This is a genomic window from Pseudomonas sp. GM25 (assembly GCF_000282255.1).
Taxonomy (GTDB): domain Bacteria; phylum Pseudomonadota; class Gammaproteobacteria; order Pseudomonadales; family Pseudomonadaceae; genus Aquipseudomonas; species Aquipseudomonas aphyarum.
Genome location: NZ_AKJQ01000029.1, coordinates 1 through 13,865, shown reverse-complemented (window position 1 = coordinate 13,865; position 13,865 = coordinate 1). Strand labels below are relative to the sequence as shown.

The following is a 13,865-nucleotide window of genomic DNA, read 5'->3' as shown; positions in this document are numbered from 1 at the left end:
ACTGCCTGGATGCTGTCTGGAGAGCCCGTGATGACTACAAAATCTAAAAACGCGATCAACCTGAGTGACTCGGCCAAGGTCGACGAGCAGTCGGTTCAGCCGTTCACCCGTTCGCAAAAAGTCTACGTTCAGGGCTCCCGCCCGGACATCCGCGTGCCGATGCGCGAAATCACCCTCGATGTGACCCCGACCGACTTCGGTGGCGAAATCAACGCGCCGGTCACCGTCTACGACACCTCGGGCCCGTACACCGATCCGAACGTGGTGATCGACGTGCGCAAAGGTCTGGGCGATGTACGTTCGGCGTGGATCGACGACCGTGGCGACACCGAGCGCCTGCCAGGCTTGAGTTCGAATTTCGGTCAGGAGCGCCTGGCCGATCCGGAGCTGACCAAGCTGCGCTTCGCCCACGTCAACAACCCGCGCCGCGCCAAGGCCGGGGTCAACGTCAGCCAGATGCACTACGCCCGCCAAGGCATCATCACCGCCGAGATGGAATACGTCGCCATCCGCGAAAACATGAAGCTGCAAGAGGCCCGCGCTGCCGGTCTGTTGAAGCAGCAGCACGCCGGCCACAGCTTCGGCGCGAGCATCCCGAAAGAAATCACCCCTGAATTCGTGCGCGAAGAAATCGCCCGTGGCCGCGCGATCATTCCGGCCAACATCAACCACGTCGAACTGGAACCGATGATCATCGGCCGTAACTTCCTGGTGAAGATCAACGGCAACATCGGCAACAGCGCGCTGGGTTCGTCCATCGAAGAAGAAGTGGCGAAACTGACCTGGGGCATTCGCTGGGGTTCGGACACCGTGATGGACTTGTCCACCGGCAAGCACATTCACGAAACCCGCGAGTGGATCATCCGCAACTCGCCGGTTCCGATCGGTACCGTGCCGATCTATCAGGCGCTGGAAAAGGTCAACGGCGTGGCCGAAGACCTGACCTGGGAGCTGTTCCGCGACACGCTGATCGAGCAGGCGGAGCAGGGCGTCGACTACTTCACCATCCACGCCGGCGTGTTGCTGCGCTACGTGCCGCTGACCGCCAAGCGTGTGACCGGCATCGTGTCCCGTGGTGGTTCGATCATGGCCAAGTGGTGCCTGGCGCACCACAAAGAGAACTTCCTCTACACCCACTTCGACGAAATCTGCGAAATCATGAAGGCCTACGACGTCAGCTTCTCGCTGGGCGACGGCCTGCGTCCGGGCTCGATTGCCGACGCCAACGACGAAGCGCAATTCGGCGAACTGGAAACCCTCGGCGAGCTGACCAAGATCGCCTGGAAACACGACGTGCAATGCATGATCGAAGGCCCGGGCCACGTGCCGATGCAGCTGATCAAAGAGAACATGGACAAGCAGCTGGAGTGCTGCGACGAGGCGCCGTTCTACACCCTCGGCCCGCTGACCACCGACATTGCGCCGGGCTACGACCACATCACCTCCGGCATCGGTGCGGCGATGATCGGCTGGTTCGGTTGCGCGATGCTCTGCTACGTGACGCCGAAGGAACACCTGGGTCTGCCGAACAAGGATGACGTGAAGACCGGGATCATCACCTACAAGATCGCCGCTCACGCAGCGGACTTGGCCAAGGGGCATCCGGGCGCGCAGATCCGCGACAACGCTTTGAGCAAGGCGCGGTTCGAATTCCGTTGGGAAGACCAGTTCAACCTCGGTCTGGATCCGGACACCGCCCGTTCGTATCACGATGAAACCCTGCCGAAGGATTCGGCGAAGGTCGCGCATTTCTGTTCGATGTGCGGGCCGAAATTCTGCTCGATGAAGATCACTCAGGAAGTCCGCGAATACGCGGCCAACCAGCGGATCGACGCGGTCGACGTGGACGTCGCCCAGGGCCTGGCGGAACAGGCCGAGCGGTTCAAGAAGGAAGGCAGTCAGCTGTACAAGAAAGTTTGATCTGACCTGAAAGGGTGGGGCCTGTGCAGGCCCCATCGCCAGCAGGCTGGCTCCCACACAGGATTTGTGATCGCCACCAGTCCCCTGTGGGAGCCAGCCTGCTGGCGATTGATCGACACAACAACAAATGTCCCTCTGAGATAACACCCTTGAGCATTCAACCCGGTACTTATTCCCCCGACCTCGCCGTGCCCGCCAACCAGCGTGTGTTCGGCGGTCGCGATCTGTTTTCCCTGTGGTTTTCCCTCGGCATCGGCCTGATGGTCTTGCAGACCGGTGCGCTGCTGGCCCCGGGGCTGGGCCTGTCGGGATCGCTGCTGGCGATCTTCCTCGGCACCCTGGTCGGCGTCCTGTTGCTGGCCGCCGTCGGCGTGATCGGCAGCGACACCGGCCTGTCGTCGATGGCTGCGCTGAAGCTCAGCCTCGGCAGCAAAGGCGCGAGCCTGCCGGCGCTGCTCAACCTGCTGCAATTGATCGGTTGGGGCTCGTTCGAAATCATCGTCATGCGCGACGCCGCCAGTCTGCTCGGCACCCGTGCGTTCAGCGAAGGTTCGCTGTGGGCCAATCCGATGTTGTGGACGTTGTGCTTCGGTGCACTGGCGACCTTGCTCGCCGTCAGCGGTCCGCTGACATTCGTGCGCAAGATCCTGCGCAAATGGGGCATCTGGCTGATTCTGGCCGCGTGCATCTGGCTGACGTGGAACCTGTTCGCCAAGGCCGATCTCGCCGCCTTGTGGGCACAGGCCGGGGATGGCTCGATGCCGCTCGCCGTGGGCTTCGACATTGCGATTGCGATGCCGCTGTCATGGCTGCCGCTGATCGCCGACTACTCGCGTTTCGGCCAGCGGGCGAAGAACGTATTCGGCGGCACGGCGATCGGTTTCTTCATCGGCAACTTCTGGCTGATGAGCCTCGGCGTGGCCTACACCCTGGCCTTCGCGCCGAGCGGTGAAGTCAACGCGCTGCTGCTGGCACTGGCCGGTGCGGGTCTGGGTATTCCGCTGTTGCTGATTCTGCTGGACGAGTCGGAAAACGCTTTCGCCGATATTCACTCGGCCGCGGTTTCCAGCGGGATTCTGTTGCGTATGAAAGTCGAGCATCTGGCGCTGGCCATCGGTGTGATCTGCACCTTGATCGCCTTGCTCGCGCCATTGGCGCAGTACCAGAACTTCCTGCTGCTGATCGGTTCGGTGTTTGCGCCGCTGTTCGGCGTGGTGCTGGTGGATCACTTCATCCTGCGCAAGCGCAGTGCCCAAGTGGCGTCGGCCGCATTGCGCTGGCCGGCACTATTGGCCTGGCTGGGTGGTATCAGCACCTATCACTTGCTGGCCAATCTGTATCCGGATGTCGGCGCGACCCTGCCGGCGCTGGTGCTGGCAGGGCTGCTGCAACTCGTACTCGGTCGGGCTTTCAGTTACGGCCGGGAAACAGCTCGGGCTTGAGAATGCCGTTCAGGCGCGGGTAAGGGATCTTCAGTTCGACGTGGCCCAGCGCATAAGGCGCGATGGTGGTCACGTCGTACTTGAGGATCACGCCGCCGTAGGTCAGCGCCACGTTCGGGGTTTTGACGAACGGCCAGCTCTTCACGAACTCCGGTTCCTGATCGAGCTTGGTGCTGATCAGCCAGCTGTTGTGCGCCACTTGCGCGGTTTTCCAGAAAGCCTCTTCCTGACCCGGCAGCAACATATCCGCCAGGGTCAGCACCTTGTGCTGCTGACGCGAATAGTTGATGAAACCGCGTCCCGGCGTGCCGTGGGCGCCGCCGGTGTCCAGGTAGCTCGACGTTTCGATGATCACCAGACCGTCATGCTGCTCGCGTACTTTCGCCTGCAAATAGCTGCTGTTGCGCGGGCCGGCGTTGGCCAGGAACTGCTCGCGATACGCTGCCAGCGTCGGCGCCACCGGCGCGTTCGGTGCGGTGCGGGTCATTTGCAGCAGGCGTTTTTCGATGATGCCGTCCAGCGCCGGTTCTGCCGGGAAGCGCAACGTATCGATGTTCACCAGCGGGCAGTCCGGGTTGGAGCAACCGGGTTTCAGCGTTTCCGAGGCGTCGCGGGTGGTTTCCAGCGGCGTGCGGTAGTTGGGCTGAAACAGGCTGGCGCAGGCGCCCAGGGTCAGGGCGATGGCGGCCACGGAGGCGATTTTGAAAAGCGACATGGGCGTCCTTTCTGAAGCAGGGGAAGGCAAAAAGTTACCGCTTCGACTCTCAACGAAGCGGTCAGTTCGCCACTAAGCTAATTAGAGTGGGTTTCGCCTCCACCGTCCATCCCGCTGACAGTAAAGGGGCTGCATCAAACGTCACGGGCGCGTTAGGATGGCGCGAAGTCGAGGTGGCAGGTAAGGCGCCTCGTATTGGATTTGCAGTAAAGAGGATGCTCATGACCGATTTTGCCAAAGCCATTCCGACCGCCGTCGATATCGTGCGACGCGAGCAGTGCTACAAGGGCTTCTACAAGCTCGACCGTTTGCACTTGCGCCACGAACTGTTCGCCGGTGGCATGAGCCGCGAAATCAATCGTGAAGTGTTCGTGCGCCACGATGCGGTGTGCATGCTGCCCTACGATCCGCAGCGCGACGAAGTGGTGCTGATCGAGCAGTTTCGCGTCGGCGCTCTGGGCAAGGCGGACAACCCTTGGTTGGTGGAACTGGTCGCCGGTCTGATCGACAAGGACGAACAGCCGGAAGAAGTTGCTCACCGCGAGGCACAGGAGGAAGCTGGGCTGGACATCAAGGCCCTGTGGCCGATGACCAAATACTTTCCATCGCCGGGTGGCAGCAACGAATTCGTGCATCTGTATCTGGGGCGTTGCAGCACCGAAGGCGCGGGCGGCCTGCATGGGCTGGAGGAAGAAGCTGAAGATATTCGCGTCACGGTCTGGGCGTTTGAAGATGCCCTGCAGGCCGTACGTGACGGACGGATTGCCAATGCGGCGAGCATCATCGCCTTGCAGTGGCTGGCGCTCAATCGCGCCGAAGTGAGGGGGCTATGGTCGTAAACAAGCTGCGCGATCGCTACCGCGTCGACCTCGTGGGCCTGCAAGCCGCCTGCGAGGCGAACTACGCGCGCCTGATGCGACTGTTGCCGGACATGCGCAGCGACCCGGAGGCACGGCGCATCGCCGTGACCCAGGGCGACCAGATGCTCGGCGTACTGACTCTGGAAGTGCTGCAGGCCTGTCCGTACACCACGACCCTGCAAGTACGTCAGGAACACAGCCTGCCGTGGCTGCCGGTGCCGCAACTGGAAGTGCAGGTCTATCACGACGCGCGCATGGCCGAGGTGATCAGCGCCGAGCATGCGCGACGTTTTCGCGGCGTCTATCCTTACCCGAATGCGGCCATGCATCAGCCGGACGAAAAGGCCCAGCTCAATCTGTTCCTGGGCGAATGGCTGAGTCATTGCCTGGCGTGCGGACACGAATACGCGGCGGTCCGATAACCACCGCAAGTTGTGAACTGCGTCCGGTTCGCCGGTTTCTCTTTGCGCTGTCCCCCCGCATAATTGCCGCACCTATCCAGTCCCGTGATCCCCGGGGAGAACGCCTTGCCGAGCGTATCGACTTTGACCACCGCCGACACGGCGTTGCTGGTGCAGCTCTCTGACAGTCATCTGTTCGCCGAGGCGGACGGAACGCTGCTGGGCATGAACACCCGCGAGAGTCTGCAAAAGGTCATCGAGCTGGTGCTCGAACAGCAACCGCGGATCGACCTGATCGTTGCCAGCGGCGACCTGTCTCAGGACGGTACGCTGGAGTCCTACCAGCAATTCCGCCAGATGACGGCACAGATCGATGCGCCGGCCCGCTGGATACCCGGCAATCACGACGAGCCGCAGATCATGGCTCAGGCGACTGTGCAGAGTGCGCTGCTGGAGTCCGTGGTGGATGTCGGCAACTGGCGCGTGACCCTGCTCGATTCGGCGGTGCCCGGATCGGTGCCGGGGTATTTGCAGGATGACCAACTGCAATTGCTCGCCCGCTCCCTGAGCGAAGCGCCGGATCGCCATCATCTGGTGTGCTTTCACCATCATCCCGTGTCGATCGGTTGCGCCTGGATGGAGCCGATCGGCTTGCGCAATCCGGAAGCGTTTTTCGAAGTGCTCGACCGTTTCCCGCAGGCCCGTGCCGTGCTGTGGGGGCATGTCCATCAGGAGATCGACCGCGAACGCAACGGCGTAAGGCTGATGGCGTCGCCGTCGACCTGCATTCAGTTCGAGCCAGGCAGTGAAGATTTCAAGGTCGGCGAACAGGCGCCGGGCTATCGCTGGTTGCGATTGTTGCCGGATGGCCGGATCGAGACCGGTGTGGAGCGTGTCACCGATTTCCGGTTCACCGTTGATTACGGCTCCGACGGTTACTGATCAAAGGGCGCAGCGCTGATTTCCTCGGGTGCTGGCCCAACTCCCCTCGACTCCCTGTAAACTCCGCTATCTTCAGCCGACGCCCAGGGAGCTCAAATGTCCGGTTCGATTCTCTATATCCATGGTTTCAACAGTGCGCCGGCCTCGAAGAAGGCCTGTCAGCTGGTCGAGGTGGTGGAGCGGCTGGGTTTGAGCGATCAACTGCGTGTGCCGGCACTGCATCACCACCCGCGCCAAGCCATCGGTCAGCTGGAACAGGCAATCGCCGAACTCGGCCGGCCATTGCTGGTGGGAAGCTCGCTCGGCGGCTACTATGCGACTCACCTGGCCGAGCGCCATGGCTTGAAAGCCCTGCTGGTCAACCCGGCCGTCAGTCCGCACCGGATGTTCGACGGATACCTGGGCACCCAGAAAAACCTGTACACCGACGAAACCTGGGAGCTGACCCACGACCACGTGACGGCCTTGGCCGAGCTGGAAGTGCCGGCGCCGCAGGATCCGCAGCGTTATCAGGTATGGTTGCAGACCGGGGATGAAACGCTGGATTATCGGCTTGCCCAGCAGTACTACCGGGCCTGTGCCTTGCGCATTCAGGCCGGCGGCGACCACAGTTTCCAGGGATTTGTTACACAATTGCCGGCCTTGCTCAGCTTTGCCGGGATTGGCGCCGATACCTATCAGGCAATCGATTTCACCGCACTGTGAAGTCTTGCCCCATTTTCATTGAATCACTGACGACGAGACCCTATGGCCACTCCCAGCGCTAGCTCCTATAACGCCGACGCCATCGAAGTCCTCTCGGGCCTCGACCCGGTGCGCAAACGCCCCGGCATGTACACCGACACCAGTCGGCCGAACCACCTTGCCCAGGAAGTCATCGACAACAGCGTCGACGAAGCCCTGGCCGGCCACGCCAAATCGATTCAGGTCATCCTCCACGCCGATCACTCGCTGGAAGTCTGCGACGACGGCCGTGGCATGCCTGTCGACATCCACCCGGAAGAGGGTGTGTCGGGCGTCGAACTGATCCTTACCAAGCTCCATGCGGGCGGCAAGTTTTCCAACAAGAACTACCAGTTCTCCGGCGGTCTGCACGGGGTGGGTATTTCGGTGGTCAACGCCTTGTCGACCCAGGTACGGGTGCGGGTCAAGCGTGACGGCAACGAATATGAAATGACCTTCGCCGACGGCTTCAAGGCCACCGATCTGCAAGTGATCGGCACCGTCGGCAAGCGCAATACCGGGACCAGCGTGTACTTCGCGCCGGACCCGAAATACTTCGACTCGCCAAAATTCTCCATCAGCCGCCTCAAGCACGTGCTCAAGGCCAAGGCCGTTCTGTGCCCGGGGCTGCTGATCAGCTTCGAAGACAAAGGCACCGGCGAAAAAGTCGAGTGGCATTACGAAGATGGCCTGCGCTCCTACCTGGTAGACGCGGTCAGCGAATTCGAGCGCCTACCGGACGCGCCGTTCTGCGGCAACCTGGCCGGGACCAAGGAAGCGGTCGAGTGGGCGCTGTTGTGGTTGCCGGAAGGCGGCACCTCGGTCACTGAAAGCTACGTCAACCTGATCCCTACGGAGCAGGGCGGCACCCACGTCAACGGTCTGCGTCAGGGTCTGCTCGACGCGATGCGCGAGTTCTGCGAATTCCGCAGCCTGCTGCCGCGCGGCGTGAAGCTGGCGCCGGAAGACGTCTGGGAGCGCATCGCTTTCGTCCTGTCGATGAAGATGCAGGAACCGCAATTCTCCGGCCAGACCAAGGAACGCCTGTCGTCCCGTGAAGCAGCGGCGTTTGTCTCCGGTGTGGTCAAGGACGCGTTCAGCCTGTGGCTCAACGCCAACCCTGAAACCGGTCTGGCGCTGGCCGAACTGGCAATCAGCAACGCCGGCCGTCGCCTGAAGGCCAGCAAGAAAGTCGAGCGCAAGCGCATCACCCAGGGGCCGGCATTGCCGGGCAAACTGGCCGATTGCGCCGGGCAGGACCCGATGCGTTCCGAGCTGTTTCTGGTGGAAGGTGATTCCGCCGGCGGTTCGGCCAAACAGGCGCGGGACAAGGAGTTCCAGGCGATCCTGCCGTTGCGCGGCAAGATCCTCAACACCTGGGAAGTCGATGGCAGCGAAGTGCTGGCCAGCCAGGAAGTGCACAACATCGCGGTGGCCATCGGTGTCGATCCGGGCGCCGAGGACATGAGCCAGCTGCGCTACGGCAAGATCTGCATCCTCGCCGACGCCGACTCCGACGGTCTGCACATCGCGACCTTGCTCTGCGCCCTGTTCGTCCAGCATTTCCGCCCGCTGGTGGATGCCGGTCACGTCTACGTGGCGATGCCACCGCTGTACCGCATCGACCTGGGCAAAGAGATTTTCTACGCCCTGGATGACGCCGAGCGTGACGGGATTCTCGACCGTCTGGTGGCCGAGAAGAAACGCGGCAAGCCGCAGGTCACCCGATTCAAAGGTCTGGGTGAAATGAACCCGCCGCAACTGCGTGAAACCACCATGGACCCGAACACCCGGCGTCTGGTGCAGTTGACCCTCGGGGACGACTTCGCCCAGACCTCGGAAATGATGGACATGCTGCTGGCGAAGAAACGCGCCGGCGACCGCAAGACCTGGCTCGAATCCAAGGGCAACCTCGCCGAGGTTCTGGCCTGATGCGGTTTGGCTGGGCCTTGGCGGGTGCGTTGCTGCTGGGTTCGATGACGGTGTCGGCAGAGCCTGCGCAAGAGCTGCGCGTGCTCGCCGAACACCCGGTCGAAGGCATGCGTGGCGGCAACCTGTCGGGGCTGGCCTTGTGCGGCAATGACCTGTGGACGATTTCGGACCGCGACGATGACCAGATCTACCGTCTCGATATCCGCGATCGGGTCTGGCAGGCCACGGCTGTGCGCATTGATCCGCCGAAAGTGCCGGACAGCGGCCTGCCGTGGGGTATCAGTTCGCGCACCTGGGCGGCGTCGTTCATTCGTGGCGGCGATCTGGATTTCGAAGGCATCAGCTGCGACAGCGCCGGCAACCGCTACATCGTCAGCGAAGCCCACGCAGCTGTGCTGCAAGTGCCGCCGCAGGGGCCGTCGTCGTGGCTGAAAATCTCGCCGATGATGGTTCGCGAAGCGCGGGCCAGCGGGATGTTGCTGCAATTCAACGCGATATTCGAAGGCCTGGCGATCAATCCGACGGGCGATCAGATGTGGCTGGCCGCCGAGCGGCAAAGCCGTGGCTTACTGCTGATCAAGCGCCAGCAGACGGTGTGGGATTGTGATGGTCGCTGCGTGTTGCTCAGCGAAGGCGGGATGGAAATGCAGCCGCCGCAGTTCCCGAAAGCCCGTCCGGTCAATCGGGATTTTTCCGATATCTCCCTGTTCAACGGCAAGCTGTTTACCCTTGAGCGCAACGCGTACCAGATCTGTCGACGCGATGCGCAGACGGCCAAGGTCGAGCTCTGCTGGTCATATGCGGCCGAGCTGTTGCAGGCCAATCGTCGTTACGAGCAGAACTTCGGGCTGGAAGAGGCACTGGTGGTCGATGCTCAAGGTGCCTGGATCGGCGTCGACAACAATTTCGGCCCGCGCGCCGATGGCGAGGTTCGCCCGATCATCTGGCGTTTCGCCGCGCCTGAGGGTGGCTGGAGCGCCAAGCCATGAGCCAGCAACCGCCGGGCAAACGCGCCGGTCGGGTGCTGATGATTCTGGCGTGGTGCGCGGCGCTGTTTCTGGCCACGCGGTTTTTCGGCCAGTGGGAAGAGCGCCAGCGCAATCCCAATGTGGAAGTGGCTTCGCAGCAGGGTAACGGCTTTATAGAAGTGAAACTGATCGGCAACGCCCAGGGACATTTTGTCGCCAGCGGCCTGATCAACGGTCGGCCGGTGGAGTTCATGCTCGACACCGGCGCGACCGACGTGGCAATCCCGGCCGAGGTGGCGAAAAACCTCCGGCTGGAAGAAGGTTTCGGTGTGACCCTGAGCACGGCCAATGGCCTGAGCCAGGGCTATCGCACCCGTATCGACCGCCTGCAACTGGGCGACATCGTGCTGCGGGACGTCCGCGCACTGGTGGCGCCGGGACTGCATGGCGATCAGGTGCTGCTCGGCATGAGCGCCCTGAACAAACTTGAATTTACTCAGCGCGGCGGCACCATGCTGCTGCGCCAGACAACGAACCGATGAGGCCCGCATGAGCGACAACCTTGCAGACAGCTTAGATGGCGTAGAACGCCGGTCGCTGGCTGACTTCACCGAAAATGCCTACCTCAACTACTCCATGTACGTGATCATGGACCGTGCCCTGCCGCATATCGGCGACGGTCTGAAACCGGTACAGCGGCGTATCGTCTACGCCATGAGCGAGCTGGGGCTGGATGCCGATTCCAAGCACAAGAAGTCGGCGCGTACCGTCGGCGACGTGCTCGGCAAGTTCCACCCGCACGGCGACTCGGCGTGCTACGAGGCGATGGTGCTGATGGCCCAGCCGTTCAGCTATCGCTACACGCTGGTGGACGGCCAGGGTAACTGGGGTGCGCCGGACGATCCCAAGTCCTTCGCCGCCATGCGTTACACCGAAGCGCGGCTGTCGCGTTATTCCGAAGTGCTGCTCAGCGAACTGGGCCAGGGCACCGCAGACTGGGGCCCGAACTTTGACGGCACCCTGCAGGAACCGCTGGTGTTGCCGGCACGTTTGCCGAACATCCTGCTCAACGGCACCACCGGTATCGCCGTGGGCATGGCCACCGACGTGCCGCCGCACAACCTGCGCGAAGTTGCCACCGCGTGCGTGCGTCTGCTCGACGAGCCAAAAGCCACGGTAGAACAGCTCTGCGAGCACATTCAGGGCCCGGACTACCCGACCGAAGCGGAAATCATCACGCCGCGCGCCGACCTGCTGAAAATGTACGAAACCGGCAAGGGCTCGGTGCGCATGCGCGCCGTGTACCACGTCGAGGACGGCGACATCATCGTCACCGCGCTGCCGCACCAGGTCTCCGGGGCCAAGGTGCTGGAGCAGATCGCCGCGCTGATGCAGGCCAAACCGTCGAAAGCGCCGCAGATCGCCGATCTTCGCGACGAGTCCGACCACGAAAACCCTTGCCGCATCGTGATCATCCCGGTCAACAGCCGTGTCGATCACGAAGCGCTGATGCAGCACCTGTTCGCCAGCACTGAGCTGGAGTCGACCTACCGGGTCAACGTCAACATCATCGGTCTGGACGGCAAGCCGCAGCTGAAAAACCTCCGTGCGTTGCTGGTGGAGTGGCTGGAATTCCGCGTGCTGACTGTACGTCGCCGTCTGCAATTCCGACTCGACAAGGTCGAGCGTCGCCTGCACCTGTTGGACGGTTTGTTGATCGCTTACCTCAACCTGGATGAAGTGATTCATATCATCCGTACCGAGGAGCATCCGAAAGCCAAGCTGATCGAGCGTTTTGACCTCAGCGAAATCCAGGCTGACTACATCCTCGACACTCGTCTGCGTCAGTTGGCGCGACTGGAAGAGATGAAGCTGCGCGACGAGCAGGATGAATTGCTCAAGGAACAGGCCAAGCTGCAAGCCCTGCTGGGCAGCGAAGCCAAGCTGAAGAAGCTGGTGCGCACCGAACTGTTGAAAGATGCCGAAACCTACGGCGATGACCGTCGGTCGCCAATCGTCGAGCGCGCTGAAGCCAAGGCGCTGACCGAACACGATCTGCTGCCGAACGAGAAAGTGACCGTTGTGCTGTCGGAAAAAGGCTGGATCCGTTCGGCCAAGGGCCACGAGATCGATGCGACCGGCCTGTCGTACAAGGCTGGCGACGGCTTCAAGACCTCGGCGGCGGGGCGTTCGAACCAGTCCGCTGTGGTCATCGACTCCACGGGTCGCAGTTATTCGCTGGCCACCCACACCCTGCCATCGGCACGGGGCCAGGGCGAGCCGTTGACCGGTCGCCTGACGCCGCCGCCGGGCGCCACGTTCGAGTGCGTGCTGATGCCTGAAGAGGACTCGCTGTACGTGATCGCCTCCGATGCCGGCTACGGTTTTGTGGTGAAAGGTGAAGACCTGCAAGCCAAGAACAAGGCCGGCAAGGCCCTGTTGAGCCTGCCGAACAACGCCAAGGTGATTGCGCCGCGTCCGGTCGCCGACCGCGAGCACAACTGGCTGGCTTCGGTGACGACCGAGGGTCGCCTGCTGATCTTCAAGATCAGCGATCTGCCACAATTAGGGAAGGGCAAAGGCAACAAGATCATCGGTATTTCCGGTGAACGTGTGGCCAGTCGCGAAGAATATGTCACGGACATCGCCGTTCTTCCGGAAGGCGCCACCTTGGTGCTGCAGGCCGGAAAACGTACCTTGTCGCTGAAAGCCGACGACCTCGAACACTACAAAGGTGAACGTGGACGTCGTGGCAACAAACTGCCACGTGGCTTCCAGCGGGTGGATGCGCTGCTCGTCGAAAACCTCAATTAAGCGTCCTAGACGCTCCGATCTACGATTTAACCCGTAGATCGGCGCTTTGGCGCTGGAGTCGGAACGCATATTCACGGATGATATGGCCTTTCCAAGCGCCGGCGTGGCCGAGCGTTCTTCATATTTGTTGAGTATTTTCACTGTGGTCAGCCTTGTGGCGGCCACCTGGACGGGATGATGACTTCTCTGCGCCCCCTTATTTTCCTGCTCGCCGGCGTTCTTGGCCTGGCGGGTTGCAGCGTTCACCAGCCGGTGTCGCTGTATCAGCTGGACAGCGGAAGTCCGGCTCAGCCTGCGCAAAGCTCAGGCATGGCAGTTTTGCTGGGCCCTGTGATCGTTGCCGATTACCTGCAACGGGAAACCCTGTTGCAGCGTCAACCGGACGGCAGCCTGCAAGCCTCGGTCGATGGCCGCTGGGCCGGCAGCCTGTCTTCGGACATCGATCAGTTGCTGTTGCGTCAGGTTGCCGGGCATCTGGACAGTCAGCGCGTCGTGCTGGCGCCGGCCACCGTGGGCTTCACCCCGGACGTGCAGGTGCTGTTGACCATTACGCGTCTGGACTCGGGTCAGTCGCAACCGGCGATCCTCGATGCGCAATGGCGCCTGATCGACCGCCGTGGTCAGGTGCGCGACAACCGCATCGTCCATCTGCAGGAACAGCACGCCGGCACCACCGCCGCGCAGGTGCAGGCGCAAGGCGTGTTGTTGCAGCGTCTGGCCGAGCAGCTGTCGGTAGCGCTCAAGCCGTTGGCCAATCAGCCACCGGTCGCCGAGGCGCCGCGCAAACCGGCACCGAAACCGGCAGCACCGGCGGCGGAAGCCGAGAAGCAGCCGAAGATACCGATGGCTTCGCCGATTCGTACGGATATGGAAGTGTTCCGCTTCTAGGACTGGATCGAGTCAGAACAGAGCCCGCCTTGTGCGGGCTTTGTTGTGTCTGGGATTCTGAGTAGAAGATCAAAAGCTCCCTCACCCCAGCCCTCTCCCGGAGGGAGAGGGAGCCGACCGAGGTGTCTGGCGTCATACATCGACCTGAAAAATCTTGGCGATTATGGATTTTGCGCAGTGCGGTATTACGATTATGGATTCGGCACAGCACGTTCAGGTCGGTGTAGATCCCGAATATCCCCTCACCCTAGCCCTCTCCC

General features: G+C 62.0%; 12 protein-coding genes. 11 read left to right on the top strand and 1 reads right to left on the bottom strand.

Annotation, left to right across the window (positions count from 1 at the left end; genetic code table 11):
* The first annotated feature begins 30 nt into the window (after window positions 1-30).
* Together thiC and cytX are read left to right on the top strand one after the other, a co-directional pair.
* A complete protein-coding gene (gene thiC, locus PMI24_RS06925; protein WP_007952226.1) occupies window positions 31-1,920 on the top strand; it encodes a phosphomethylpyrimidine synthase ThiC in 1,890 nt (629 codons plus the stop codon).
* Between the two features lie 149 nt (window positions 1,921-2,069).
* A complete protein-coding gene (gene cytX, locus PMI24_RS06920; RefSeq protein WP_007952225.1) occupies window positions 2,070-3,362 on the top strand; it encodes a putative hydroxymethylpyrimidine transporter CytX in 1,293 nt (430 codons plus the stop codon).
* On the opposite strand, the gene PMI24_RS06915 is transcribed toward cytX, so the two are convergent.
* Window positions 3,331-4,077 (bottom strand): RsiV family protein, encoded by a 747-nt coding sequence (locus tag PMI24_RS06915; RefSeq protein ID WP_007952224.1) that lies wholly within the window; start codon window positions 4,075-4,077, stop codon window positions 3,331-3,333. The two genes, cytX and PMI24_RS06915, sit on opposite strands and share 32 nt — an antisense overlap.
* Before the next feature lie 221 nt (window positions 4,078-4,298).
* On the opposite strand from PMI24_RS06915, the gene PMI24_RS06910 reads away from it, so the two are divergent.
* The 9 genes from PMI24_RS06910 to PMI24_RS06870 all read left to right on the top strand — a co-directional run bounded on the left by PMI24_RS06910 (window position 4,299) and on the right by PMI24_RS06870 (window position 13,605).
* The gene (locus PMI24_RS06910; protein ID WP_007952223.1) at window positions 4,299-4,916 is read left to right on the top strand and encodes an NUDIX domain-containing protein; all 618 of its coding nucleotides are present in this window, start codon (window positions 4,299-4,301) and stop codon (window positions 4,914-4,916) included.
* Entirely contained in the window at window positions 4,907-5,359 is a 453-nt protein-coding gene (locus PMI24_RS06905) for a DUF1249 domain-containing protein (RefSeq protein WP_007952222.1), read from the top strand. The genes PMI24_RS06910 and PMI24_RS06905 overlap by 10 nt, the downstream gene beginning before the upstream one ends.
* 105 nt (window positions 5,360-5,464) lie before the next feature.
* Window positions 5,465-6,280 (top strand): 3',5'-cyclic-AMP phosphodiesterase, encoded by an 816-nt coding sequence (cpdA, locus tag PMI24_RS06900; protein ID WP_007952221.1) that lies wholly within the window; start codon window positions 5,465-5,467, stop codon window positions 6,278-6,280.
* A gap of 96 nt (window positions 6,281-6,376) precedes the next feature.
* Window positions 6,377-6,985: a YqiA/YcfP family alpha/beta fold hydrolase gene (locus PMI24_RS06895; RefSeq protein ID WP_007952220.1), complete on the top strand. Its 609-nt coding sequence runs from the start codon at window positions 6,377-6,379 to the stop codon at window positions 6,983-6,985.
* A 42-nt stretch (window positions 6,986-7,027) separates the two neighbouring features.
* Window positions 7,028-8,935, top strand: a complete 1,908-nt coding sequence (gene parE, locus PMI24_RS06890; protein WP_007952212.1) for a DNA topoisomerase IV subunit B — start codon at window positions 7,028-7,030, stop codon at window positions 8,933-8,935.
* Window positions 8,935-9,924 (top strand): esterase-like activity of phytase family protein, encoded by a 990-nt coding sequence (locus PMI24_RS06885; RefSeq protein WP_007952206.1) that lies wholly within the window; start codon window positions 8,935-8,937, stop codon window positions 9,922-9,924. The genes parE and PMI24_RS06885 overlap by 1 nt, the downstream gene beginning before the upstream one ends.
* Window positions 9,921-10,445, top strand: coding sequence for a retropepsin-like aspartic protease family protein (locus PMI24_RS06880; protein ID WP_007952204.1), 525 nt, complete (start codon window positions 9,921-9,923; stop codon window positions 10,443-10,445). Before PMI24_RS06885 ends, PMI24_RS06880 begins: the two co-directional genes overlap by 4 nt.
* Before the next feature lie 7 nt (window positions 10,446-10,452).
* Window positions 10,453-12,717: a DNA topoisomerase IV subunit A gene (gene parC, locus PMI24_RS06875; RefSeq protein WP_007952203.1), complete on the top strand. Its 2,265-nt coding sequence runs from the start codon at window positions 10,453-10,455 to the stop codon at window positions 12,715-12,717.
* Window positions 12,718-12,894: 177 nt separating this feature from the next.
* Window positions 12,895-13,605: a PqiC family protein gene (locus PMI24_RS06870; protein WP_007952202.1), complete on the top strand. Its 711-nt coding sequence runs from the start codon at window positions 12,895-12,897 to the stop codon at window positions 13,603-13,605.
* Window positions 13,606-13,865: the final 260 nt, after the last annotated feature.

Excerpts from the sequence above, each read along its gene's own strand:
- parC (WP_007952203.1), top strand. The coding sequence starts at position 10,453 with ATGAGCGACAACCTTGCAGACAGCTTAGATGGCGTAGAACGCCGGTCG.
- PMI24_RS06915 (WP_007952224.1), bottom strand. The coding sequence starts at position 4,077 with ATGTCGCTTTTCAAAATCGCCTCCGTGGCCGCCATCGCCCTGACCCTG.
- PMI24_RS06885 (WP_007952206.1), top strand. The coding sequence starts at position 8,935 with ATGCGGTTTGGCTGGGCCTTGGCGGGTGCGTTGCTGCTGGGTTCGATG.
- PMI24_RS06870 (WP_007952202.1), top strand. The coding sequence starts at position 12,895 with ATGACTTCTCTGCGCCCCCTTATTTTCCTGCTCGCCGGCGTTCTTGGC.
- thiC (WP_007952226.1), top strand. The coding sequence starts at position 31 with ATGACTACAAAATCTAAAAACGCGATCAACCTGAGTGACTCGGCCAAG.
- PMI24_RS06905 (WP_007952222.1), top strand. The coding sequence starts at position 4,907 with ATGGTCGTAAACAAGCTGCGCGATCGCTACCGCGTCGACCTCGTGGGC.
- parE (WP_007952212.1), top strand. The coding sequence starts at position 7,028 with ATGGCCACTCCCAGCGCTAGCTCCTATAACGCCGACGCCATCGAAGTC.
- PMI24_RS06910 (WP_007952223.1), top strand. The coding sequence starts at position 4,299 with ATGACCGATTTTGCCAAAGCCATTCCGACCGCCGTCGATATCGTGCGA.
- PMI24_RS06895 (WP_007952220.1), top strand. The coding sequence starts at position 6,377 with ATGTCCGGTTCGATTCTCTATATCCATGGTTTCAACAGTGCGCCGGCC.
- PMI24_RS06880 (WP_007952204.1), top strand. The coding sequence starts at position 9,921 with ATGAGCCAGCAACCGCCGGGCAAACGCGCCGGTCGGGTGCTGATGATT.